Source organism: Aquimarina muelleri DSM 19832 (assembly GCF_000430665.1).
In the GTDB taxonomy this organism is placed as follows: domain Bacteria; phylum Bacteroidota; class Bacteroidia; order Flavobacteriales; family Flavobacteriaceae; genus Aquimarina; species Aquimarina muelleri.
Map to the genome: position 1 here is coordinate 47,219 of NZ_AUML01000017.1, position 22,812 is coordinate 70,030.

Sequence of the window (22,812 nt, forward strand, 5' to 3'; positions counted from 1 at the left end):
TTTATAATTGCTTCCTTAATCCTATTATTGCTTATTTACAAGCGTACTATTTTTTTAATAGTTCTGCCTTTTGTAGTTTCAATTTCTATAAAATAGATACCAGATCTTAATGGTGAGATATCAAAAGTAGAATTTGATGTTTCTAATATCTTTCTTCCATAATAATTAAATATCGAGATTTTTTGGATAGGCATGGAGATATTTACAATCCCATCTGTTGGATTGGGGTATAATTTAAAAGAAGATAAAGTGTCTTCTTGTGGAATCATAATAGAGTCTATTAATATACAAGTAGATCTTTTTGTGCAACTATTTAATGTGATGTCAACAGCATAAGAGCCGTTTATAGTAGCGGTAAATGATTGGTTTGTTTCTCCTGCAATAGGTGTATTGGTTTCGCAATTAATCCATTGATATGTTGCTTTATCTATATTGGCGGTCAGAATTAGAGAATTTCTAGTTAGAGTAGCTTCGCTTAATGCATTAATGTTTATTTCTGCCGTACTAGAGCTAGTGCAACTGCCTGTAGTGGTATAGGTTACTATATAATTTCCGCTGGTGCTGGTAGCGATATCAATAGTTCCTGTATTGGGATCTATACTCAATCCTGTAGTGCTAGAGAATATACCTCCTGCTACTCCTGTAATAGTAGGAGTAGGATTAGTGGCATCCTTACAATATACGACAGCATCATAGTAAAAACCTGAATCCTCTACCTCTTTGATCTCGATCATAGCGGTGCTAGAGCTAGGGCAGATCCCATAGGTGGTATAGGTTACTATATAATTTCCACTGGTACTGGTAGCGATATCAATAGTTCCTGTATTGGGGTCTATACTCAATCCTGTAGTGCTAGAGAATACACCGCCTGTTACTCCTGTAATGGTAGGAGTAGGGTTAGTTGCATCTTTACAATACAGGGCTGCATCGTAGGTAAATCCTGGATCGTCTATGGCATTAACTGTAATTGTTATAGAGGTACAGGTAGCTGTCGATTCGTCTATGCAAGATATATTTCCATCTTCTCCTCGTATATAATATGTGGTGCTTGGTGCTGTTGGGGTAACTACAAAAGTAGAGGTGTTTGTAGTGGTTGTACCTACTAGTGTGCCTCCGCAGGAGTCTGTATATATTGACCAGGTCGAAGCTATATTAAGATTACCAGTAATAGTTATAGTAGAAGTTTCTCCTTCGCAAAGTACAGATGTAGCGGTTATGTTGGATATAGTAGGAGCTATACATTCAGGCACTTGTCTAAACCAAGCAAATCTTGGATCATTAAAGTTTGCTAAAATAGCATCTTTTAGTCCATCCCCATTAACATCGCCAAAATCCACAGTAGAATAAGTTCCCATATCGGCATTGGTTAATTGGCTATGCATAGTTTGTTGGGGAGTTGCAAAATGAGGGTTGGTAGCTGTTCCATCATTTTCTAACCATCTTACAAATCCATCATCTGTCATAAAATACATATCATAATCGCCATCTTTGTCAAAATCTTCAAATACAGGTATGGGTACATCCATGTTAGTATATGCGCTTTCATCGTCCCAAGGGCTATTTGCTTCAGATTGACGTTCAAAATTAGGGTTTTCTTTAGTTCCGATATTTTTGTAGTATGTTAGTTTGTCGCTACCCAATGCTACTAAATCCAGATCTGTATCATTGTCAAGATCTACAAAGCCCAACCCAGGAAACTCTGCAATATCTTGATCCAGAAGCCCAGGTATACAGGCAGGGATATACTCAAACACAGGAACTTCTGGGGAGCCAATATTTCTGTAAAAACGAACATTATCATTTCCAAGACCTTCATAATTACGATCGGTGCCTATAAATAAATCTAAATCTCCATCATTATCAATGTCTGCTAGTTGTGGGCGATTTTGATTTCTAACAGTATTGTTAATGTCTATTTTAATGGTATCTAAAGTTGGTATGGATGCCAGAACCCAATGAGGTGCTGTAATACTACCAGTGTTTTCGAAATAATGAATAGATCCTCTCTGGCTTCCTGAAATAAAATCCAGATCTTTATCATTATCCAGGTCTACCAGTATTGCTGACGGCAGACGCTGATCTGAGGTAGGAATCTTTGTAGCTCCTCCGGGACCATATAATCCAGCAGGTTCCACTCCAGGATAAGTAGGACCGGTAACACTTGGATTAGAAAGAATTTTTCCTCCTCTAAATTCCCATTTTATATGATCAGCCTGTGCAAAAAACAGTTGATTTCCTAAAAGGAAAAGCAAACCAATACGTAATAGTTTTTTCATAACCATAATAGTTTAAAGCGGTTGACTTCTATATATAATATAGAGCGTAACAGCATATAGATTAGTATATACTTTTATTTAAATACTAATTTTTTAAATGACTACAATATTTTAACAAACCAATTATGGAGAAATGGCGGTAACTTAGAGATACTTTACATTCTCGTGGTTATGTGGTTTTAAGAATTATAGTATTACCATTACTTAGAAGGTGAAATATATGGTTTTTGTAAGGAACACTAATGTCTGCAAAACTAGCTATTTAGTTTTTCTTTAACAAGATAATATTTTGATAATATTTTGTTTTTTTAGGACGAGATATTCCAAAACCAAGTACATTAAAACAATCTAAAAACAGAAAAACTGTGGAAGAATTATTATACAATAATAGGACTAACAATAAGTTGTAAAAACTATTTTAGCATTAATATAATATATAGAACGATACATCTGGTACGAGTGTATTTGTGTAATGTGCGTGTGAGTTTTGAGAGCCTCAGCCCGCAGTAAATATTATGAAGGGGGGGATTTGGATTGTTTCTAGTCCTTGATATACTTGATCCCAGCAACTGGGACAACACTTTTGATTGCCGGGAAGCAATACTACCCTGCCGGGAAAGGTTTTTATAGTGCTGGGAGAGCATTCCTAACTGCTGGGGAGAGTTTCCTTACTTACGGGAATAGGAAACACCCCTACGGGAAGCATTTTTTATTGCTGGGAAGAGGTTCTATATAGTTGGGGATATAAAATAAGCTACGGGAATGGTAAACATAGTGCTAGGCTTAGAGTGCCTCAGCCCACGATATGTAACCACTACGAACCCTGAGGTGACTCGAAGGGGTCGTTTTCAGATTCTCAGCTCACAATGAGGTCAATTCGATTTTGTTCAATACCACTACGAACTCTGAGGTGACACGAAGGGGTCGTTTTCAGATTCTCAACTTCCAGCGAAATTTTTAATTTTCTAAATTCTTAATAATGTAAACAAAATAGCGAGGATAAACTTTTTATAGTATCCTCGCTATTACCCAAATCCTGAAAACTATTTGTTTTTGATGGGTTTATTGTATTACAAAACGTCCCTTGTATTTTTGTTTGTTGTCGCCTCGTAGTATATAAAAGTATATACCAGGAGTTAGGTTTTTGGTTTCAAAGGTTAGGGTGTTTCCGTTTAAAAACTTATTTTGTTGTCTAACCGTTCTTCCTACTCGGTCTATTACTGTTATTTCTAAAAATTCGTGCTTGCCAGGTACATAAATAGTTGTCGAAGTGCTAAAAGGGTTAGGATAGTTTTTAAGTTTTATATTAGTAATTCCTTCATTTTCTGTGATAGTAATTTCTTCTTCTATAGCCTCTGTCTCTGTGCTTTCTTGAGTTTCTGTTTCCAATTCTGGATCACTATTTGTAGTTTGTGTTCCTGTAAGAGCAAGGTTAGACACTTCTAGATAGAAAGGAATAAAATTTTGATAGTCTCCTTGTACAGAAAATACAATGCTTCTTATTTTCCCTAAATTAGCCTTTGTATTGATGTTGTTTGTAAAGTCAGAAAACGCGATCGTATATGTTTTTTTCTCTTCGTTTTTTTCTATTTTATATCGAAGTCTGTTGTTCCAATCGGTAAGATCTTCGGTTACCAAAATCACTTCAATATCTCTATCTGCTTGCATGGCAAACTGTACTGCATCGTAGTTAGATACATCTAGAGTAAGCTCTCCTGCAAGGATATTTCTAAAAAGATTTACAGTTTCTTTTACTTTACCTTGTACTATTGCATTGCGCTCTATAGTATAGGTGTTTTCTATCGCTTCTTTATCTTGCGCAGTTACTGCAAAGGTATCTATTTGCACTCCTTGTTCCAGATAGTCTATACCCCAAGGGCCATCTGCCAGATATAATGCATCTAATTGTAGGGAGTTTGCTGCGGTAATAGAAAACCCGATATCAAAAAGGTATCCTGTGTCTATAGTTATTTGCTCGTTATAGGCTCCTGAAAGAGATACGGTTTGTGTCTTATTTTCTTCGGAAGATAATTCTGTTTTTCTGATGTTACCATTAAAGGTAATATGGTTTGCTCCAAATTTATTGATAAGATTTAAGGTAAGTTTTCCGTTGGCATAGCTTCCTTTTTCAACAAAAACAGAAGGTACTCTTTGGTTTACTTTATGGCTTCTTAAGGGTTTATTAGTGATAAAAGAATCCAAAATATGATTTGCAATATTTGCTACCTGCGATACAGATCCACCCCATACCTGAAAGTTAGTATAATCTCCTTCGGGATATTGGCCAATGTTCCATAAACTATAGATTTCATTTTCTGCTTCTCCTTTTTTGATTGAAAACGTTAGTGCATATTCTATCTCTCCTGTAGCTCTTTCTATTCTGGTACTTACTATAGTATGATTTTTAATATCTACGGTTCGCACATCTAATAATTTAGAGCCATTTAATCGGTCACATATTGTTTTGGAATGGTCATAGACAGATCCTTTTGTTTCGGTAGCCAGTGCTGCTGCTACTCTTTGGTTTGCTTTATAGTAGTCTACAGAAAATACTGCTTTTGCATTAGTTATACCAAGTAGGTCTTCTGGGCTGGATACATAGGTAGATTCTGTACCAAAAACTCCTGTTTTAGGAAAATAGGTGCTTAAATCTTCGCCATAAGAAGATTTATACGATTTTAAACCAGGTGTAAATCTTTTTTGTGAACTTTTGGTATTATATACTGTATTTGTTTTTGTTCGGTTAAAATTACGTTTAGCTATTAAGTTGGCTAAATCTCCATTGCTTTCTAAGCCACCATTATTAGCCGAAGTAACATTGGTTGCGCTATCTATATTTACGTAGTTGTCGGTTGCTATTGCGGTATATGGATTTGCTGTTATATAGAACAGGGCATCATTAAAATCTTGATCACAAGATGCATAGTCTCTTCGGATATCTTCAAAACCTAGTACGATTCTTTCGTTATCGGGATCTGATAATAATACATTGTGGTATCGTAAGGAAGAGTCGGTTTCTGGGTTATAATCAGGATTAGAATGTAATTGCCAGTATCCTGTTTCTACACAACCATCTGCCCATGCATTTGCTAGTAATACCCATCCTATTCCTGTATTAGGAGGAAAAGTACCTATTTTAACTTTATCTCCTACTTGTAATCCGCCACCACTACCAACGGCAGATACATTAGGAAAAATAATGGTAATATCCTCTGGAGCGGGCATTGATGGGGATGGATTGTTGATATCGTAGGTATAAAAGCCTAAGGTGTTTTTGTATCCCGCACCTTCTCCTACAAAGGTTATCCAAATATCTGCTTGTTCTTGTACGACAACATCGGTATCATATCCAGAAGAGATATAATGTGGATTAAAATCCGGAACAGGATATCCTTCTGGTAAGGCATTTTGTATACGGTCTAAGGTTGCTTGGGTAACGATGTCTTTTTCATCAAAATATAAAGGTGTCCCGTCTTGAGAGAATTCTCCAAGATAATTGTATCGGTCACAAATTTCTGGCATAGGAAAACTGTTTGGTGTTTGCCCCCCGTTTTCTGGATCAAAACTGCTTTTTCTTAAATCAAAATTATCGTCTAATCCGTCTGCATCGGCATCGATACCAGATGCAGTAGTTTCTGCTACACCGTTACCATCGCTATCATAGGCTTCTGTAGTATCTAATATGCCGTTATTATCCGAATCTAAATCTAAGTAATCATAAGTGCCATCTGCATCGGTATCTGTAGTACCATTTGTAGTACCTCCAAAATCGGAATCAAAAGTATCATCTAGCCCATCGGTATCTTGGTCTGTATTAGATAATTCTTTGTAGGCAGTACTGTTTTGACTTTCGATAAGGTCTACAATCCCATCATTGTCTGAGTCTGTATCGTAGCAGTCGTATATAGTATCGTTATCGGTATCGTTTGGTACAAAAACATTTCCTGTTTGGTCGGGATCAAAAGTATCTGCAAGACCATCATTATCGGTGTCTGCGTAATTAGCGTCTAAGGTACTAAATACACCATCGTTATTAGTGTCTAGAGCTCCTTGTCCTGCTTCTGTTATGTCATAAATTCCATCGTTATCTGAATCGATATCTAAAAAATCAGGATTACCATCTCTGTCTCTGTCATACGCGTCTTGTACTACATTATCGCCATTGCCACTTATATCATTATCTAAGTAGTTGTATAAATCATCGCCATCATTATCTCCATAGGGGTCATTACCATTAGATTCTGTGGTATTTGAGATTCCGTCACCATCTACATCTGCATCCATAGAGTCTAAAATTCCATCTTGATCTTTATCTAAAGGGGAAATACCGTTGGCACATTTAAAACCATCATTAGAGTTTGTGGTTTCGGTAAGATTAAGGAGTGTAGCTGTTGGAGTTGCGCTTTCGTAGTCGTTTACTAGGTATAATCCTCCGTTATTATCGGATAAGTACAAGCGATTATTGGCATCTGCATAAGCAGCTCCAAAAGTACCACTGGGCAAGTTTGCCACTTTTTTACTGGAGAAAATAGGTGTGCCTGAGGACAGATCCCATTTGTATAAATTTCCTCGGCTACCTCCATAAAAAGAGCCATTAATATAGGTTATATCTGCACAAGTACTAGGGGATGCCTGATCTGTGAAAACTACTTCAAAAACGGGAGAAGAGGAACCATTATACTCTTTTAAGTTGGTTATTTTATGAAAAGCATTTTTAGTGTTATTCTGAAAAACCCATAGATTACCATCTGCATCTACATCTGCAGCATACCCTCCACCAAAAGCAGTAGTTCCACTAGGAGATACTGCACCAAGATCTACTACCATATCTTTAGCAATTCTTAAAAGGTGTTTGTCACTGCTTTTTATAGCATACAAATAATTGTCTTCGGCATTATATCCACCAGCATTATAGGAGGAGTAGGTATGTAAGGCTTCAGAATAAGATCCTGTTATTGGATCATAGGCCTTCATTACTCCAGATATAACCTGATAAAAATTACCTTCATCACAATCAAAAGGCTGCTGGGCATTTGTAGAGATCGTAGTTAGTATAACTAAAAGGGTAATTAATCTTTTCATAACAGTAGTGGTTTAGGTTTTTTCAGATAGTTAAAGTTACTATAGACTACTGCTTTTTTTAGAAGATATTCGATAGTTGGAAGTTTGCTATAGACGAATGGTTTTTATAGATAGTTAAGTTTTTTTAATCCACATTGTGGAGTTTAATTCTCCGAGGTTATTGATTTTCTTTTTTAAGGTGGAGTAGGTAACTATCTGCAGACCTCTATTTAGAATTTAGTAGCATTGTCAAAATTCTACGCCTTTACATCACAAAAATGTGGCATTTCAAACCAATTTCCTTTCTGCATGGGACATACAAATGCTATAGAGAATATTTTTGCGGTATTATAAAAAATAAAAAAAGCACCTATTATGAAAAGAAACATTGGAAATCTATCTACCTTATTTTACTTGGTAATTGTTTTTTTAAGCCTATCAAGTTGTGAAAAAGAAGATCTTTTTTCTATCGAAAACAATAAACCTTTTGGTATAACATCAAAGCATACAGGTACAAGGTATACTATTCATGTTTTATATCCAGAATCTTATATGCCATCTAACAGTTACCATGTAGTTTATATGTTGGATGGAGAGGATTATTTTAAAGAGGCTGTGGATGTTGTTAAAGAATTCCAGAGAGAGGATATTATACTTATAGGAATAGGGTATGCAAATAAAAATAGAAGAGGAACAGATTATTCTTATCCTAAAGATCCTGATTTTCCTCATCCATCTGGTGGTGGAAAGAAATTTATCGATTTTATGAATAAGGAACTTATTCCATATATAGAAGGTGAGCTTAAAATTATCCCTGTCGACAGAACATTATATGGTCATTCTTTGGGAGGATATTTGGCTTTGTATACACTGTTTCAACAAGAGCAGCCCAATCTTTTTAAAAATGTTATTGCTGCCAGCCCAAATTTAATGTGGTATAATTCGTATCTCTTTTATCTGGAGCAACAGTATTATGATATCTATAAAGAATTGGATAAAAATCTTTATATCACGGTAGGGGATTTGGAGGGAGCTTCGATTAATTTGTTTTTTAATGCATTTACCCAGCGGATTAATAAAAGATCTTATAACGGTTTGTTTTTGGATTACGAACGTTTAAAAAACACTTCGCATAGAAATAGCCCTATTCTAAGTTTAAAAAAAGGATTATCTATAATTTTGTAAATATATTATAATGAAAAAATATTGTATAGCTATTGCATGTATATATGTTATATCTGGGTTTGCCCAGAATGAAAAAGAAAATACGATGCCAGATCCAGTATCTTGGAAAATAGAATTGCTATTTACACAAGATATATTTAATACCAGTTATGGTAAAAACTATGGTTTTGTTTTTAAAGGAAAAAAAGTATGGTTAGACAAAAATCATTTTACTTTATTGTATGGTGCGGCATTTCAAAACAGTTATATTTCTGAATCAGATAATTTGTTTACAGATTTTGTAGATGGGTATACCAGAGATATTGGAGCTTATGGGGTTTTTGATATTAGTTATTATCCTTTTAGAAAGAAGAGGCTTTACCTATCTCTCGAACCGTTTATTGGTGCTACCCATTTAAAATCTAAAGGACAATTATATATACCAGAATATTCGGTGTCTGAAAAATATAAGAATACGTATACCTATTTTAATTATGGTTTTACACAGTCTTTAGGATATACTATAAATAGATTTAGCATCATTGGGTTTTCTTGGATTTCTTTAAAAGGGATTCTGGATGAAGGCAGGAGTAGACCTGCCGATTTTGACTCTAGATTGTTTTTGGGTTTAGGGGTTGGTTACACTTTTTAGCCCTTGTTATTAGTATCGTAATTATGAATAAACCTTATAGATCCTTTAAGATCTGTAAGGTTTATTGATTAAAGGCATTTTTAAAAGCCTGAAATTTGTTTCTGGATACGGGAACCTCATGAGAAATTCCTTGAAAACTAATACGGTAATTTCGAGCATTACCAGAGGTAGTGCTAATGTTTCTTATATTAATGATATAGGATCGATGTGGACTTATAATAAAAGGATATTTTTGTAATACTTCTTCTAGTTTTTGAATGGTAATTCGATATGGCTTGCATTCAATTTTTTTAGATATACTGGTATACACATCTGTATAATTTCCTTCTGATTTTGCAAATAAAAAGGTGTTAATATCCAGCTCAAGGACTTCATTTTTATTACTAGTTTGTATTTCTATTTTATTTTGTATTTCGGGTTTTGTATCTTTTATTCTGGATGTTAGTTGCTCATTGTATAAAGAAACTCGCTTTAGGTTTTCTTTTAAAAGTATGGTGTAATTAAACCAAATTATTAGGGTAGCCGGGATAGCTCCAATAATAACGACATATAAGGAGGAGTTTAAAAAACTAAATATAATAGTATTCGATGTATGCTCTTTACTTAGCACAAAGGACATGATATTATTAAATAGAGCAATTACAAAAAGGAGCGAAATAATTAAAAGAGATTCTTTTCCTATGGTCCAGTTTTCTTTTACATTTTGCTTAAAAAATAATCGAGGAACCCCTTCTGCTATTAAAAGAATACTAAAAAAAGTAGTAAGACCTGCAAATAAACAAACAATAAATTTTGAAAATATAAAATGATTAGTGACATAACTCTCTTCTATGGTATATAAATTAACCAGATATATTAATAATCCAAGTACTATTGCAATTATTAAATTTCTTTGAAATGAAAACAGATAAGGGTAAGGTTTATTAAAAATCTGGATAATAGAATGTAGAAGCATTAAGAGAAATACATTTTTTTGTTCAAAGATAATAATCTAATGTTTTTTGATGAAATTCGCATATTATGTTTTTAATAATATGCCTTAATCCACATTGTAGAGTTTAATTCTCTGGGGCTTGTTTCGAAAACAAAATATATTTTTGGAAGTATACCTCGTGAGCTTGCTCCGAGGTTATTGATTAAGTATTACTTTATCGGGTTAAAGAGCTTGTTTTACAGCATATTTAATCGTTTCATTAATTCTGGTCGGTTAGAACGACTAACGGGGACTACATCTTTGGCAATTAATACGCTATTATCTTCTATATCTATAATTTTTTGGATGTTTATAATATAGGAGCGATGTACTTTTAGAAAAAAATCTTCTGGTAGTTTTTCTTCAATTTTTTTTAGGGTAGAGTGTACAGTATAATTTTGTTGTTCGGTTTTAATAAGAATGTAATCTCCTTTTGCTTCGATTAAATTAATGGTAAGGATATTAATTTTAATCAACCTTCTATCTATATTGATGTATAGTTCTTTTTCTTTTGTTGGTGTATCTATAGGTGTTTCCTCTTTTTTAGATACTATAGTTGCATTTTCTGCTTTTTGAATAGCTTTAAGAAATCTCGGTATTGTTATGGGTTTTATTATATAATCTATAATACAATCGTACTCAAAGGCTTCTAAAGCAAAGTTTTTATCTGAGGTTGTTAAAATTACTTTAGGAGGATTTTTTAAAGTATCGATAAAATCAAAACCTGTAAAATCTGGCATATGAATATCTAAAAAAATAAGATCTACTTGCTCTTTGTTTAAAAATTTAATTGCTTGAATTGCATTTGGAAAATCTTGAATAACGTTAAGAGAATCTACTTGTGAACAAAGTTGTTGTAGAATAACTCTTGCGGTTTCTTCATCGTCTATAATAATGCAATTCATACTAAGGTAACTTTAAATTATTTTTTTTAGAAAATCTTCTGTAGATCCTAAAATTAATGTAAATTTTGAATATAAGGAAGAGTCTCGTTATTTTAGTATTTATTTAAATGTAATAGATTTACATTGTATTTGTTTAATCCACATTGTGGAGTTAATTCTGCGAGGCTTGCCTTGAAAACAAAATATCTTTTTGGAAGCATACCTCATAAGCCTGCTCCGAGGGTATTGATTTATATGATAAGTTTTATTTTTTTAAAGTAAAGTAAAAAGTGCTTCCAATTTCTTCTTGAGATTCCAACCAAATTTTACCATTATAAAATTCAACTATCTTTTTTACAATGGGCAAACCAATACCAGTAGATTTTTTTTGGTCATCAAGTGTTTGAAATATCTGAAATATTTTATCATGATATTTTTTTGCAATCCCTTTACCGTTATCTTTAATATTAAATTTCCAAAAATTGGATGTTTCTTCGAATAGAATTAAGATGACTCCTTTTTCTTTATCTATTGATTGTATAGCATTGATTAAAAGATTTTTAAATATTTGTTTTATTCTAGATCTGTCTGCAAGTACGACAGGGAGTTGGGCTTGTGTATTGATTTGGATATGTTTGGGAACTTTTAGCTCTTGTAGGATTTCTTCAATTAAGCCTATTAGTTGTACGTCAGATTTTTGATTTCTGGATTTGTTATTAATTACAGAGTACTCTAAAATACCTGTGATTAGATTATCCATTTTTTCAATATTTTGATCAATCAAATCTAAATTGTTCCTTATGTTGGGATCCAGATTTTCTTTAGCATCTTCTTTAATCCAATTAATTAGGGTATTGATACTTCTTAATGGGGATTTCAAATCATGTGAAACAATATTGGCATATTCATTAAGTTCTTTATTGCTTTTTTCAAGATCTTTAAGTAGTACTTCTCTTTGTTTTTCGACTTCAGAGATTTGAGTAGCTTGTTTTTCGATTAATATTGCCAGCTCAACTCCAGTAAGTTCTTTGTTTTTATTCTTTCCTTTTGGGTTTTTAACGGTTATGGATTGTAAAATATGTGTTGCATCGGTAAGCCGAGTAATTACTTTTTTTTGTTGGTTGGCTTCTTTTTTTAGTTTCTCATTTGCTTCAAATAGTTCTTGAGAGCTTATAGACATAGCTCTTTGTAGCATGCTAAATTGATCTTCGTAGTTATGATAGGATCTATCGATTGCTTTAATAAAGCCTTGAATATCTTGGGACCCTTTCTCTTCTTTTTTTAAAAATTTTCTTATTTGTCTTTCTAGTAAAGAATGCATGTTACTCGCTAAATAAGGTTAATGTCATTGTTTGGTTGTGTAATTCACAATTTATGTTTCCTGTAAAAGGTGCAAGTTCTCCATACGAATAAAAACCATTTACGACAGCTTGTGTGCCGATTACTTCTATAACTTCTTCAATTTCTTCTTCAACACGTTGATCCATGACTAATTTTCTGCCAATACAACTTACTAATACTGCAAGTTCGGGTTTGTTCTTTCTATTTTTCATTCCTATTTCTGCAGCTTTTAACGCTCCATCTACGATGTGATCAATATTAGCCATCATTAGTTGTACAACAGATCCTTCAGGCACGTCTCCGGCAAGTGTCATTGTATTAGTTTGTTCATCTATGGTTAAGATTGTTCTAACAATAGGTTCTTTTTTGTTTTTTGATTTAACACTTAGAGGGTATAATAAAGCAGATTGTGGGAGTTCTGCGGCTTTGTCTCCTAAATATTTTTTATATAAGTCTAATGCAGGCAGATTATCTAATTCATATAAAATATTTTGATCTGATTTTGTAACTATACGTTCTGGCCCAAAAGGAGTCCAACCTCCATATTGCGCAAAACTAATTTCTAGGGATTCTCCATAAAAAGCAATTAGTATTACTTCTCCTTCTTTTGGGTTCTCATTATAACTCGATATTGTTTTTTCAAATCTTGAATCATCACCACATAGTCCTCCAGTAATAGCTACATTGTCTATCCCAGTTTCTAAGCCTTCGATTAGAGCAGAACCATTTATAAAACTTCCTTCAGATATGACAAGAATATGTTTAAGTCCATCTTTTGATACTTTTTGTATAAGTGTCTTTCCTAGTTGGATGGCATCTTTATCGTGATCTAAACTGTTTTCTCGAAATATAGCATAGGTGCTTTTTTCGAATTCTATTGCAGTAAGGGTTATGGAATCTTCTAGAACCTGACTTCCAATTATTTCTCCAGCGGTAGAGCCAAAAACAATTTCACCATCAGGAAAAAGTTTTTTTACCTCGTTATAAATTTCTGGAGCTTCTAACGCATATCGATTTCCAAAAACTAAAACCAAAGGTTTTTGTAGTGTTAAACCTTTACCAATTAAGGGAGACCATTCTTGGTTTTTTTTCTTTTCAAATTGTTGAAATCTCATGCTATTATTTTTTTAGTGTAAAATAAAAAGTAGTGCCAATCCCAGGCGTACTATCTAACCATATATCTCCTTCGTATAACGTTACAATTTTTTTAACGATAGCAAGTCCTATGCCTGATGAGTTTTCATTATCTCCTACAGATTCGAACATTTTAAATATTTTTTCATGATATTCTTTTTTTATTCCTATACCATTATCTTTTATACTAAATTGATAATGAGTTTTTTTGTCTTCATAATCAATTTCTACAACCCCATTTTCTTTATCCATATAGATCACTGCATTTCCAATAAGGTTTTGAAATAGTTGCTGTATCCTGGTCGAATCTCCATTAATAACGGGGAGCTTCTTTTTTGTACTAACTATGGTGTTTTCTGGAATAAGGACAATGTTTTTAAGGTCATCTACAAGTGTATTAAGGTCTATCTTACTGCTTTGCAGTTCCTCTTTATTGTTTACACTAGAGTAACTAAGGATATCGTTTATTAAAGTTTCCATCTTTTCTAATGTTTTTTCGATCATTGCAAGATGATTTAATCCGATTTTATCAAAGGCAGAACTGTAATCTTCTTTGATCCAGTTTACAAGTGCATAGATGCTTCTTAATGGAGATTTTAGATCATGCGAAACGATATGTGCATAGTCTTTAAGATCTTGATTGGTTCTTTCTAGATCTTCCAAAAGCTTTTCTTTTTGTTTTTCAGATTCTAATTGTTCTGTAATATCTTCTATTAAAGCTACTTGGTATTTAATGCTTCCATCTGGGTTTCGTACTGCTGCAACATTAGTTTTTGCCCAGAAGGTGGAATTATTTTTTTTTACATATTGTTTGTTTATAGAAAAATTATCAATCAGACCTGCATTCATTTTTTCCATATGATTTTCAGATACGGCGTATTCATTTTTTAATGAAATGTCTTTGATTTCTTTTTGAAGCAGTTCTTCCTGAGGATATTCTAATAGATTTTGAAGTGCTTTATTGGTTTGTACTATTTTCCCAGATTGGGTAAGTGCGATCCCTAACGAAGAATTATCAACAATTGTAGAGAGTTGTTGTTTTTGTTCTTCAAAAATTCGGGTTTGTTCTAATTTTTCTGTTATATCGGTTATAATGCCTTGTGCTCCAATTGGTTTTCCTTTTTTGTTTTTAATAAGACTAGCATTTATATGCACATTTCTTACTCCATTATTTTTTGTGTATACTCTGGATTTATATCCTGAAAATGAACCTTTGGTAACTAATTGTTGAAAGGATTGTATCGCATATTGATAGTCTTCTTTATAGACAAGTTTGATAACATTTAGTTTTTCTTTCGTAATGTCGTATCCAAATAATTTTTTAGCAGCGTGGTTCATTTCTAAAACATTGCCAGATACATCTATAAGTACGTATGCATCTACCAAATTATCAAAAACTCCTTGCAATGTAGATTCTTTTTTACCGACCAGATCTTCAAGTTTTTGATTGGTTTTTTTTAGTTCTTGCGTAAGGAGATAGAGTTCTTTGGATTTATCTTCCAAAATTTTTTCAGCTTGCTTCCTTGCTATTTTTTCTCTTTGTAGAGCTCTCTTGAATATTTCTATATCTACATTACTCATTTGTCATTATAATGCTAAATTTCACTTCTGTTCCATCCGATTTTAATTTTTCTAAAGTAATATCTGCGGTGGTATTAAAATGCTCAAAAGTTTTTCGCATTAATCCAAGTCCAAAACTATACATAGCTCTACTGGATTTGTAGATCATAACCAGTTTAGAGTCTGTTTTTTCCAAAACTTCAAAGGTAGGAAGTTCTGCGTCTGGGTATATTTTTCGAACCTCGACATGAATATGATTTTCTATAGAAGATAACATTTCGAGAGGATCGTTATATTGATTTACTAAATCAGGGTAACTACCCGCCAATACACTGAAAAAATGCTCAGCATAGGTAAGTAGTAAGTCGTCTATACTTAATTGGGTGTGTTCACTAAGATGTTTTAGTAGCCCTAGCATTTCAGAAAACTCATATGTTCCTATTGCAGTATATGCTCCTTGTGATGGTAGATTAGATTGTTGGATAATCTTATCGACTACTTCTAATCCAAATTTATCTTCGACTAGTTCTAAAAATTCTGTAAATACAATGCCTTTCATATAGTAAGTTGATTATAGGTTTTATCTGTTTTTATTTGCTTTTTATGAATAGATAAAATATACCAATAATCATGTAGGCTAGCTGTCTGCTTTAATCCACATTGTGGAGTTTAATTCTCCAAGGTTATTGACTATGATGGTTTATTCTATACTTTAAAAAGCTCATTAACGCTCCAATATTCGATTAAACATTTTATTTTATGTATATAATCTTCATATTTTAAAGGTTTTACAATGTACCCTGCTGCTCCTGTTTTGTAAGCCTCTTTAAGATCTTGATGATTATTAGAGGTACTTAATATTATTACAGGTATATATCGTAAATCGGTATTTGACTTTAACTCTTTTAAAAACTCCAAACCATTCATTTTTGGCATGTTTAAATCCAAAAAAATTAAATCTGGTTGTTGTTCTTTTTGAGCTAATATGTCTAAAGCTTCTTCACCATTTTTGGCTTCTATAATTTTGTGGGGGTAATTATTTTTTTGCAGAACTCTTGCAAATTTGAGTCTTTCTATTTCGTCATCATCGATTAGTAAAAAATTTAAGCTCATTTTTCTTTCAGATTATTAAATTAAGTTAAAAATTGTTCTTTAACAATAATAAAGATGATCTTTTTATAAAAGAGTTTATTATTTCTTTCGTCGAAACTTATTTTAGTGTAGACGAATGGTAATTTTGTGTAGATGATTGGGATGACATTTTTCGTTTGTTTTTTACTTATGGATAGTGATATTAATATACGATGATTTTATCTGTGTAATCGATCCAAGATTTCCATTACTTCTATTTTTTTTCTAACAGATACAGGTATGTTTTCTCCATTTTTTAACATAAGATATCCGCCATCGGTTTTTATAAAAGCACTAATACATTGTAGGTTAACTAAGTGACTTTGGTGTACACGTAAAAATTGATAACTTTTAAGCATATCGGCAAAGTATTTTAATGTTTTGGTAACAAATATCTTTTGTTCTTCTTTTAAGTAAAAAATAGTATTATTACTATCAGACTCGCATCTAATAATATCATCAAGGTTAACAATAATAATTTTATCAAGAGTATGTAGAGATATTTTGTCTGGTTTTTGCTCTGGGGCAGATAATGTGTCTTTAAGTATATTTAACCGCTCTTTATTAGGTTGAATTTGTTCTTTTGCTCTTCCTATGGCTTGTGCAAGCTCTTCATTTGAATATGGCTTTAAAACATAATCTATTGCTGCAAATTTAAAAGCTCGAATAGCGAATTCATCACTTGCGGTAACAAAAATAATTTTTGATTTTAATTCTGGAAATATTTCCAAAATATCAAATCCTGTACCATCTCCCAACATGATATCTAAAAATAAAATATCTGGTTGAGTATTGCGTAAAGCTTTTGCTGCTTCTACTACACTTTGCGCGGTGTTAACTACTTTTATTTCTGGATGATTATTTTTTAAATCACTTTTTAAGAGTTGCAACGCATCTGGCATATCCTCTACAATAATAGCTGTAAGCATAATGGTTTTTAATAATCGGTTTGTAATGGTATTTTAAATAAAATTTGAGTTCCTGTAACAGAGTTACCGTCTAGGATTTCTTTTATAATAAGCGAGTCTTTTCCTGAAATAGATTCGAGTCGTTCTCTGGTTACTGTAAGCGCCATAGATTGATGATCTGTTTTTGCTTTGTTTTTCTGAGATTGAAAAATTCCTTGACCATTATCTATTATAGTACAGTGTAAAAATTTGTCTGTAGTATGAAATTGTATTTTTAACTCTCCATTTCTAGTTCCTTTAAGAATACCGTGTCTTACTGCATTTTCTACAAATGGTTGTATTAACATTGGAGGAATAAGGATTTCTTCTGGGTCAAAATCAGATTCTATAGATATATCATATATAAATGGTTTACTAGCCATTAATTGTTCTATTTCGATATAATGTTTTAAGGTCTGCATTTCCTGATCTAAAGTAATATAATCTTTTCTAGAATTGTATAAGATGTCTCTTAATAAAGTAGCAAAAGTATTAATGGTAGTATTCATACGAATAGGGTTACTGGTTCCCATTGCTTTTATACCGTTAAGGGCATTAAAAATGAAATGAGGGTTCATTTGTAAGCGTAGCGCTTTTTGTTCTAAAGAGAGTAAATGATTTTGCATTTGTAAGCGAGTTCTTTCTTCTTTGTTTTTTTGTTTTACTCTGCGGATATAAGAAAGACCGTATCCTCCTAATATCAAAATGATAAGACTTATTACTGTTAATTGAAACCAGAGTTTTTCATAAACAGGACTATCAATAAAAAAATTAAAAGTGATTATATCGCTTTCTTCCCATCTATAGTTTCGGGATTGTGCAGAAAAATAATGAGCTCCATATGCTAATCCGGCAAGATTTTGCTTGTTATCTGTTGACCAAGGGCTCCATGCAGAACTGTTTAATTTCCAACGGTATTGTACATCGTTTGGGTGATCTAAATCTACAGTTTTATAACTAAAAGATAATTCAGTTTGTTTTGGAGTAAGTTTTAAAATTTTATCACTGTTTGCCCAATTGTTTAGTTGTATAGAATCTACACTCCGATATGCTACTTCTACATCTTCAAAATATAATTTAGGTTTTACGGTAGCTTTAGTAATTCCGGTGGGTTGGTATTTAGTTAATCCATATATGGCTCCAAACCATAGATTACCTTTTTTATCTTTAGTAATAGCATTAAGACTGGTTTCTATTCCTAAAAAGCCATCGTTTCTGCCAAAATGAAAAATATCAACAATGACATTAGATTGGCTTAATTCTATTCTATCAACTCCTCTTTCACTACCGACCCATAGGTTATTATTATTATCAAAAATCATTTGATAAATATTATCCGAATACGGTCTTTTTCTACCTTTTAATTTTTTAAATTTAATTTCTTTATCTAAAGAAGACCACCAGACTCCTCGCCCAGCAGTACCAATATAGATAATGTTTTTATGAAAAAGCAGCGTGCTTATTGCTGTTTTTTGATTTAAAACATTACCGAGATGAGTAACTTTGTTATTTTTGATATATCCCAAATGCCCATTTTGGGTAGCATACCAGATGGTGCCATCTGGACTTTGTTTCATGTCTCTGATTTGTAAATCTTCAATGCCATTTTTTCCTGTAAATTTTTTTAGAGATATAAGAGTTCGTTTTTTGGAATTATATTTAAATTTAGAGATACCACTAGAGTAGGATGCAACCCATATCGTATTGTTTACTACTTGTATAGATCTTATCCAATCTGATTGTAATCCTTTGTCAGTATCAATTATATGATTTTTATAGGTCGTTTTTATAATAGTATCGATTAATATAATCGGATCTTCATCTAATGTATTACTATGCATAATTGTATCAGTAACTATGCTATCCACTTGTTTAATTTGTTTAAAAAAAATCCCTTTACCATCGGTGCCTGCCCAAATATTTCCTAAAGCATCATTAGCTATAGTTTTTATTTTTACTTCGGATACACGTTCTTCTTGTGGAATATGATGAATTCCTAAAGAATCAATTTTGATTAAACCTGCCTCAGAGTTAGATGCCCAGATATCATTTTTTATACTATGTACAGCATATACATGGTTACCCTTTAGCCCATTATTTTGGTCATAATGTGTGAAGTTATTCTGAAAATATTTATAGAATCCACCACCAGAGGTAGCGATCCAAATATTAGATTGACGATCCATGATGGTTTTTCTAATATGTGAGACACCTAAACCATTAGTTTTGTTAATCTTCTTTTTTTGTTGATATACTTCAGAATCTATAATTGTAATACCTTCATTATCTGTTGAAAACCACAACTCGTTATTGTTATGTTTGGATATATTAGTAACTCTTGTAACTTTTTTTATCCAACGATTACCATAAGTTTTTGCATTGGTGTTTAAAACTAAAATACCGTGATTAAAAGAGGTAGCAAAAATTTTGTTCTTATGAAATATTGCAGCAGTAAAATCAAAAGGACTATGCCTTTCTATAATGCTAGCATCTTTTTGAATATTATTTAGTTTCCAAAGACCTTTGTTTGTTGCGATCCAAAATAGTTTATTATCAAAAACAATATCATTAATGACACTGGTGTTGATTTTGGGATTAAGGTTTACTTTTATTAAGCCTCTATTTTTACGATATTCATAAACCCCTATATTGGTAGCCAGATAAATTTTATTTTTAATCTGGTATATTTTATTAATTCTAGGGCCATTGATATTAGTAAATTTATTTTTTGTTTTTATACTAAGGCCACTTTTAGTTCCTATAAAAAGACTATCATTTACAAAAGCAAGAGAATGAATGTAATTGGATTGTAATCCATCATTTTCATTCCATATTTTAAATTCCTCCCCATTAAATCTACAAAGACCACCTCCTTGGGTTCCTAACCATAGATATCCTATTTTGTCTTGTATAATATCATATACTTGTGATTGTGGTAACCCATCTTCTAGAGTGTATGCTCTAAGTTGATTATTTTGAGCAAATAAAGAACTGATAAAGCCAGACATTAAGAAAAAAAATAGATAAATAATAGTGCGTGTTGTTTTCACAGAAAGAGGTGTCGAGTTAATAGCAAATATAATCAAACCTGTTTTGGTTTGATATGTAATTAGATTTATTCCACATTGTGGAGTTTAATTCTCCGAGATTATTGATTATAAAAAACCGACACCGCTTTTTAAAGCGGGTCGGTATAATAAACAAAAGATTCCCCCTTTTTGCCTATTAGAAATTGAGTAAGTGTTATAGTTATTTTTAATAAGATGTTATAGCAGTTGTCTTTAAGTCTTCAATGATTTTATCTTTCCAAATAAAATTTTGCTTTAAATTTATATATTTAACATCTGCTGTTTCCTCGTTATAAAATGTTTGAGTTTCTAGTATATTACCCTTTATTCCATATTCCTGATTTGGGAAAATATATTGGTAGTCTGTATCTGAGTTTTCACAGTACACATTTTTAAGATTAGGTAATGCAACAATAGAAAGATCATCCTTTATTATATAGTAATATGCTTCTACATGCGCACAACAAGCAAGATATTCAATTTCCATTTTAATAACCTTAGAGATCCCTTCTAATCCAGGGTTCTCTAAGGTAGATATAAAGATGTCCTCAAAAAGTTCTGTATCTTCAAGTGTAAGAGTGGATATGGTATTAATATCTTCTCTATTGCTAACCAGATTAATAACATATGAGGGATGTTGTTTTCCCTGGTCCATAATTTTAGTTGTTACGAAAAACTCTTGAGTTTTAGTAAAAACGTTTTGAGCATTAATGCCTTGAAAACTTTGTAAAAGAATAATGATTACAGCAACATTTTTCATAACAGACATATTTTGAGGTTGACTATTTTGTGTAAAAGTAGTAGCTTAAGTTGTCTGGAAATAGGTGTTTCTAGAATTCGTAAGGCTTTAATTAGAATTCGTTTTTTGTTAAACTAATAATGTGATTATAAGTTTTTGATTATAAGTGTTTTATTCTTAATTGTAGATGGTAGTTTAGAAGGCTTAAAAAACAAAGAACTTATTGTTATTATTAAGTTAAAATGAGATTATAAAGATTAATGAGATAATAAAACACTTTAGTGTATTGTTTTATACTTTTAGGATAAAACTTTTTTGAATCTAATTGCAATACTTTGTTTTATAAAAAATGGTTTAAAGTATTGTTGTATACTGAAGGTTGCTTTAAAAAATCAAAGGACAGTAAACAAATATTAGCTATAGTTTTAAATGTTTTTTTATACTAATGAAACAAAAATAAACTAAAACAAAAATAATGAAAACAATACGGTATCGTTCAAGCGGGCAAGATGTTCATTATCTCGAAGAGATTTTGACTAAATTAGGGTATAAGGTGTATGTTTCTAATTTTTTTGGAAAAGACACAGATATAGCAGTTAAAGATTTTCAAAGTAAACATAATCTTGTTATTGACGGTATTGTAGGTCTTAAAACATGGTCAAAGCTAATAGAAGTTAAAAAAGATCTTACGGCATTTAATAATAAACTTTTATCAGAACAAGATGTTAAAGATTTCGCACATCAATATGGTTTAGAATTAGCAATGATAAAAGCAGTTAATGAAATAGAAAGTAATGGGAAAGGTTTCTTAATATGTGGTAGGCCAAGGATTTTGTTTGAAGGACATGTTTTTTGGAGAGAATTAGAAAAAAGAGGAATCAACGTTACACAATTTGTTTCAGAAAATAATAAAGATGTTTTGTATAAAAAATGGACTAAAACACATTATAAAGGAGGTTCAGGGGAGTATGATCGCTTAGAAAAGGCAACAAAAATTTCTAGTGATAAAGCTTTTAAAGAAGCAGCATATTGTTCTGCATCATGGGGTTCTTTTCAAATAATGGGGTATCATTATTCAACTTTAGGGTATCCCTCTATAGATAATTTTGTTTCAAAAATGTATGAACACGAAAGAGAGCATCTTAACGCTTTTGGTAAATTTATTAAAACCACTTCTTTTAAAGGTAAAAAACTAATAGATTGGGTGAAAGAAAAAAATTGGGAAAGGTTTGCAGAAGGTTACAATGGACCTGCTTACAAAAAAAACAAGTACGATAGCAAGTTAAAAAATGCTTATTTAAGATATAGTAATGACTAATCATTATCTAAAGAATAATTAGAATTATTGATTTTTTATATTTTTACCTCATGATTGATAATTTCGAAAATGAGTTTTTTGGAATTGGTATTCAAAATGGCAAAACACCAGAAAATCTTGGAGTTTTATGGCGTTCTGCACAAAATATGGGAGCCAGTTTTATTTTTACTATAGGTAATCGATATGCAAAACAAGCGAGTGATACTCACAATGCAGTAAAATCTATGCCTTATTTTCATTACGATACCTTCGAGGATTTTTATCGCCATTTACCAAAGGGGGCAATGTTGGTAGGAGTAGAGCTTGCTAAAGAAGCTAAATCTCTGGAAACGTTTAATCACCCTAAAAGATGTGTGTATTTATTAGGAGCCGAGGATCATGGGTTATCGAAAATGGCTATGGAGAAATCACAGTTTTTAGTAAAATTTAAATCAGAACTAAGTATCAATGTAGCGGTAGCTGGTAGTATTGTTATGTATGATCGTGGGGTTGATAAACCTAGGTTTATAAGAAATCGGGATTAATTAATTAAGATCTTTTTTCTTAAGACATAGAATGGTATAC

The 22,812-nt window shown here is 32.1% G+C and carries 16 protein-coding genes; 4 read left to right on the plus strand and 12 right to left on the minus strand.

Translation table 11 applies throughout. The features are described 5' to 3' along the window. Positions 1 to 35: 35 nt before the first annotated feature. The gene (locus tag H527_RS0108385) at positions 36 to 2,276 is read right to left on the minus strand and encodes a T9SS type A sorting domain-containing protein (protein WP_027412290.1); all 2,241 of its coding nucleotides are present in this window, start codon (positions 2,274 to 2,276) and stop codon (positions 36 to 38) included. 1,062 nt (positions 2,277 to 3,338) lie between these two features. Further along, the gene (locus H527_RS0108390; RefSeq protein ID WP_027412291.1) at positions 3,339 to 7,358 is read right to left on the minus strand and encodes a DUF6923 family protein; all 4,020 of its coding nucleotides are present in this window, start codon (positions 7,356 to 7,358) and stop codon (positions 3,339 to 3,341) included. 354 nt (positions 7,359 to 7,712) lie between these two features. Between H527_RS0108390 and H527_RS0108395 the strand changes: the two genes are divergently transcribed. Both H527_RS0108395 and H527_RS0108400 read left to right on the plus strand, forming a co-directional pair. Beyond that, positions 7,713 to 8,522 (plus strand): alpha/beta hydrolase, encoded by an 810-nt coding sequence (locus H527_RS0108395; protein ID WP_027412292.1) that lies wholly within the window; start codon positions 7,713 to 7,715, stop codon positions 8,520 to 8,522. Positions 8,523 to 8,532: 10 nt separating this feature from the next. Beyond that, positions 8,533 to 9,153, plus strand: a complete 621-nt coding sequence (locus H527_RS0108400; RefSeq protein ID WP_027412293.1) for a hypothetical protein — start codon at positions 8,533 to 8,535, stop codon at positions 9,151 to 9,153. A gap of 61 nt (positions 9,154 to 9,214) precedes the next feature. On the opposite strand, the gene H527_RS0108405 is transcribed toward H527_RS0108400, so the two are convergent. The 10 genes from H527_RS0108405 to H527_RS0108450 all read right to left on the minus strand — a co-directional run bounded on the left by H527_RS0108405 (position 9,215) and on the right by H527_RS0108450 (position 20,951). Then, on the minus strand, positions 9,215 to 10,108 hold the full coding sequence (locus tag H527_RS0108405) for a LytTR family DNA-binding domain-containing protein (protein WP_027412294.1): 894 nt from the start codon (positions 10,106 to 10,108) through the stop codon (positions 9,215 to 9,217). 215 nt (positions 10,109 to 10,323) lie between these two features. Then, entirely contained in the window at positions 10,324 to 11,031 is a 708-nt protein-coding gene (locus H527_RS0108410) for a LytR/AlgR family response regulator transcription factor (RefSeq protein ID WP_027412295.1), read from the minus strand. 244 nt (positions 11,032 to 11,275) lie between these two features. Continuing rightward, positions 11,276 to 12,331: a sensor histidine kinase gene (locus H527_RS0108415; RefSeq protein ID WP_027412296.1), complete on the minus strand. Its 1,056-nt coding sequence runs from the start codon at positions 12,329 to 12,331 to the stop codon at positions 11,276 to 11,278. A gap of 1 nt (position 12,332) precedes the next feature. Next, complete coding sequence (locus tag H527_RS0108420; protein ID WP_027412297.1) at positions 12,333 to 13,466, minus strand: FIST signal transduction protein; 1,134 nt, start codon at positions 13,464 to 13,466, stop codon at positions 12,333 to 12,335. A gap of 4 nt (positions 13,467 to 13,470) precedes the next feature. After that, positions 13,471 to 15,066 (minus strand): PAS domain-containing sensor histidine kinase, encoded by a 1,596-nt coding sequence (locus H527_RS0108425; RefSeq protein ID WP_027412298.1) that lies wholly within the window; start codon positions 15,064 to 15,066, stop codon positions 13,471 to 13,473. Beyond that, a complete protein-coding gene (locus H527_RS0108430) occupies positions 15,059 to 15,604 on the minus strand; it encodes a heme NO-binding domain-containing protein (protein ID WP_027412299.1) in 546 nt (181 codons plus the stop codon). The genes H527_RS0108425 and H527_RS0108430 overlap by 8 nt, the downstream gene beginning before the upstream one ends. A gap of 146 nt (positions 15,605 to 15,750) precedes the next feature. After that, entirely contained in the window at positions 15,751 to 16,158 is a 408-nt protein-coding gene (locus H527_RS0108435) for a response regulator (protein ID WP_027412300.1), read from the minus strand. A 197-nt stretch (positions 16,159 to 16,355) separates the two neighbouring features. Next, positions 16,356 to 17,105, minus strand: a complete 750-nt coding sequence (locus tag H527_RS0108440; protein WP_027412301.1) for a LytR/AlgR family response regulator transcription factor — start codon at positions 17,103 to 17,105, stop codon at positions 16,356 to 16,358. Between the two features lie 8 nt (positions 17,106 to 17,113). Then, positions 17,114 to 20,131, minus strand: coding sequence for a sensor histidine kinase (locus H527_RS0108445; protein WP_027412302.1), 3,018 nt, complete (start codon positions 20,129 to 20,131; stop codon positions 17,114 to 17,116). Between the two features lie 247 nt (positions 20,132 to 20,378). Then, positions 20,379 to 20,951 (minus strand): hypothetical protein, encoded by a 573-nt coding sequence (locus tag H527_RS0108450; protein WP_155837837.1) that lies wholly within the window; start codon positions 20,949 to 20,951, stop codon positions 20,379 to 20,381. A gap of 454 nt (positions 20,952 to 21,405) precedes the next feature. Here H527_RS0108450 and H527_RS0108455 point away from each other — a divergent pair, with 454 nt between their 5' ends. Then, positions 21,406 to 22,248 carry an N-acetylmuramidase domain-containing protein gene (locus H527_RS0108455; RefSeq protein WP_027412304.1) on the plus strand — a complete coding sequence of 281 codons (843 nt, stop codon included), beginning with the start codon at positions 21,406 to 21,408 and terminating at the stop codon, positions 22,246 to 22,248. A 50-nt stretch (positions 22,249 to 22,298) separates the two neighbouring features. Next, positions 22,299 to 22,772: an RNA methyltransferase gene (locus H527_RS0108460; protein ID WP_027412305.1), complete on the plus strand. Its 474-nt coding sequence runs from the start codon at positions 22,299 to 22,301 to the stop codon at positions 22,770 to 22,772. The last annotated feature ends 40 nt before the right edge of the window (positions 22,773 to 22,812 follow it).

Coding starts and splice junctions, on each gene's coding strand:
- H527_RS0108385 (WP_027412290.1), bottom strand. CDS start 2,276: ATGAAAAAACTATTACGTATTGGTTTGCTTTTCCTTTTAGGAAATCAA.
- H527_RS0108390 (WP_027412291.1), bottom strand. CDS start 7,358: ATGAAAAGATTAATTACCCTTTTAGTTATACTAACTACGATCTCTACA.
- H527_RS0108400 (WP_027412293.1), top strand. CDS start 8,533: ATGAAAAAATATTGTATAGCTATTGCATGTATATATGTTATATCTGGG.
- H527_RS0108445 (WP_027412302.1), bottom strand. CDS start 20,131: ATGTCTGGCTTTATCAGTTCTTTATTTGCTCAAAATAATCAACTTAGA.
- H527_RS0108415 (WP_027412296.1), bottom strand. CDS start 12,331: ATGCATTCTTTACTAGAAAGACAAATAAGAAAATTTTTAAAAAAAGAA.
- H527_RS0108395 (WP_027412292.1), top strand. CDS start 7,713: ATGAAAAGAAACATTGGAAATCTATCTACCTTATTTTACTTGGTAATT.
- H527_RS0108430 (WP_027412299.1), bottom strand. CDS start 15,604: ATGAAAGGCATTGTATTTACAGAATTTTTAGAACTAGTCGAAGATAAA.
- H527_RS0108455 (WP_027412304.1), top strand. CDS start 21,406: ATGAAAACAATACGGTATCGTTCAAGCGGGCAAGATGTTCATTATCTC.
- H527_RS0108435 (WP_027412300.1), bottom strand. CDS start 16,158: ATGAGCTTAAATTTTTTACTAATCGATGATGACGAAATAGAAAGACTC.
- H527_RS0108460 (WP_027412305.1), top strand. CDS start 22,299: ATGATTGATAATTTCGAAAATGAGTTTTTTGGAATTGGTATTCAAAAT.
- H527_RS0108420 (WP_027412297.1), bottom strand. CDS start 13,466: ATGAGATTTCAACAATTTGAAAAGAAAAAAAACCAAGAATGGTCTCCC.
- H527_RS0108450 (WP_155837837.1), bottom strand. CDS start 20,951: ATGAAAAATGTTGCTGTAATCATTATTCTTTTACAAAGTTTTCAAGGC.
- H527_RS0108410 (WP_027412295.1), bottom strand. CDS start 11,031: ATGAATTGCATTATTATAGACGATGAAGAAACCGCAAGAGTTATTCTA.
- H527_RS0108440 (WP_027412301.1), bottom strand. CDS start 17,105: ATGCTTACAGCTATTATTGTAGAGGATATGCCAGATGCGTTGCAACTC.
- H527_RS0108405 (WP_027412294.1), bottom strand. CDS start 10,108: ATGCTTCTACATTCTATTATCCAGATTTTTAATAAACCTTACCCTTAT.
- H527_RS0108425 (WP_027412298.1), bottom strand. CDS start 15,066: ATGAGTAATGTAGATATAGAAATATTCAAGAGAGCTCTACAAAGAGAA.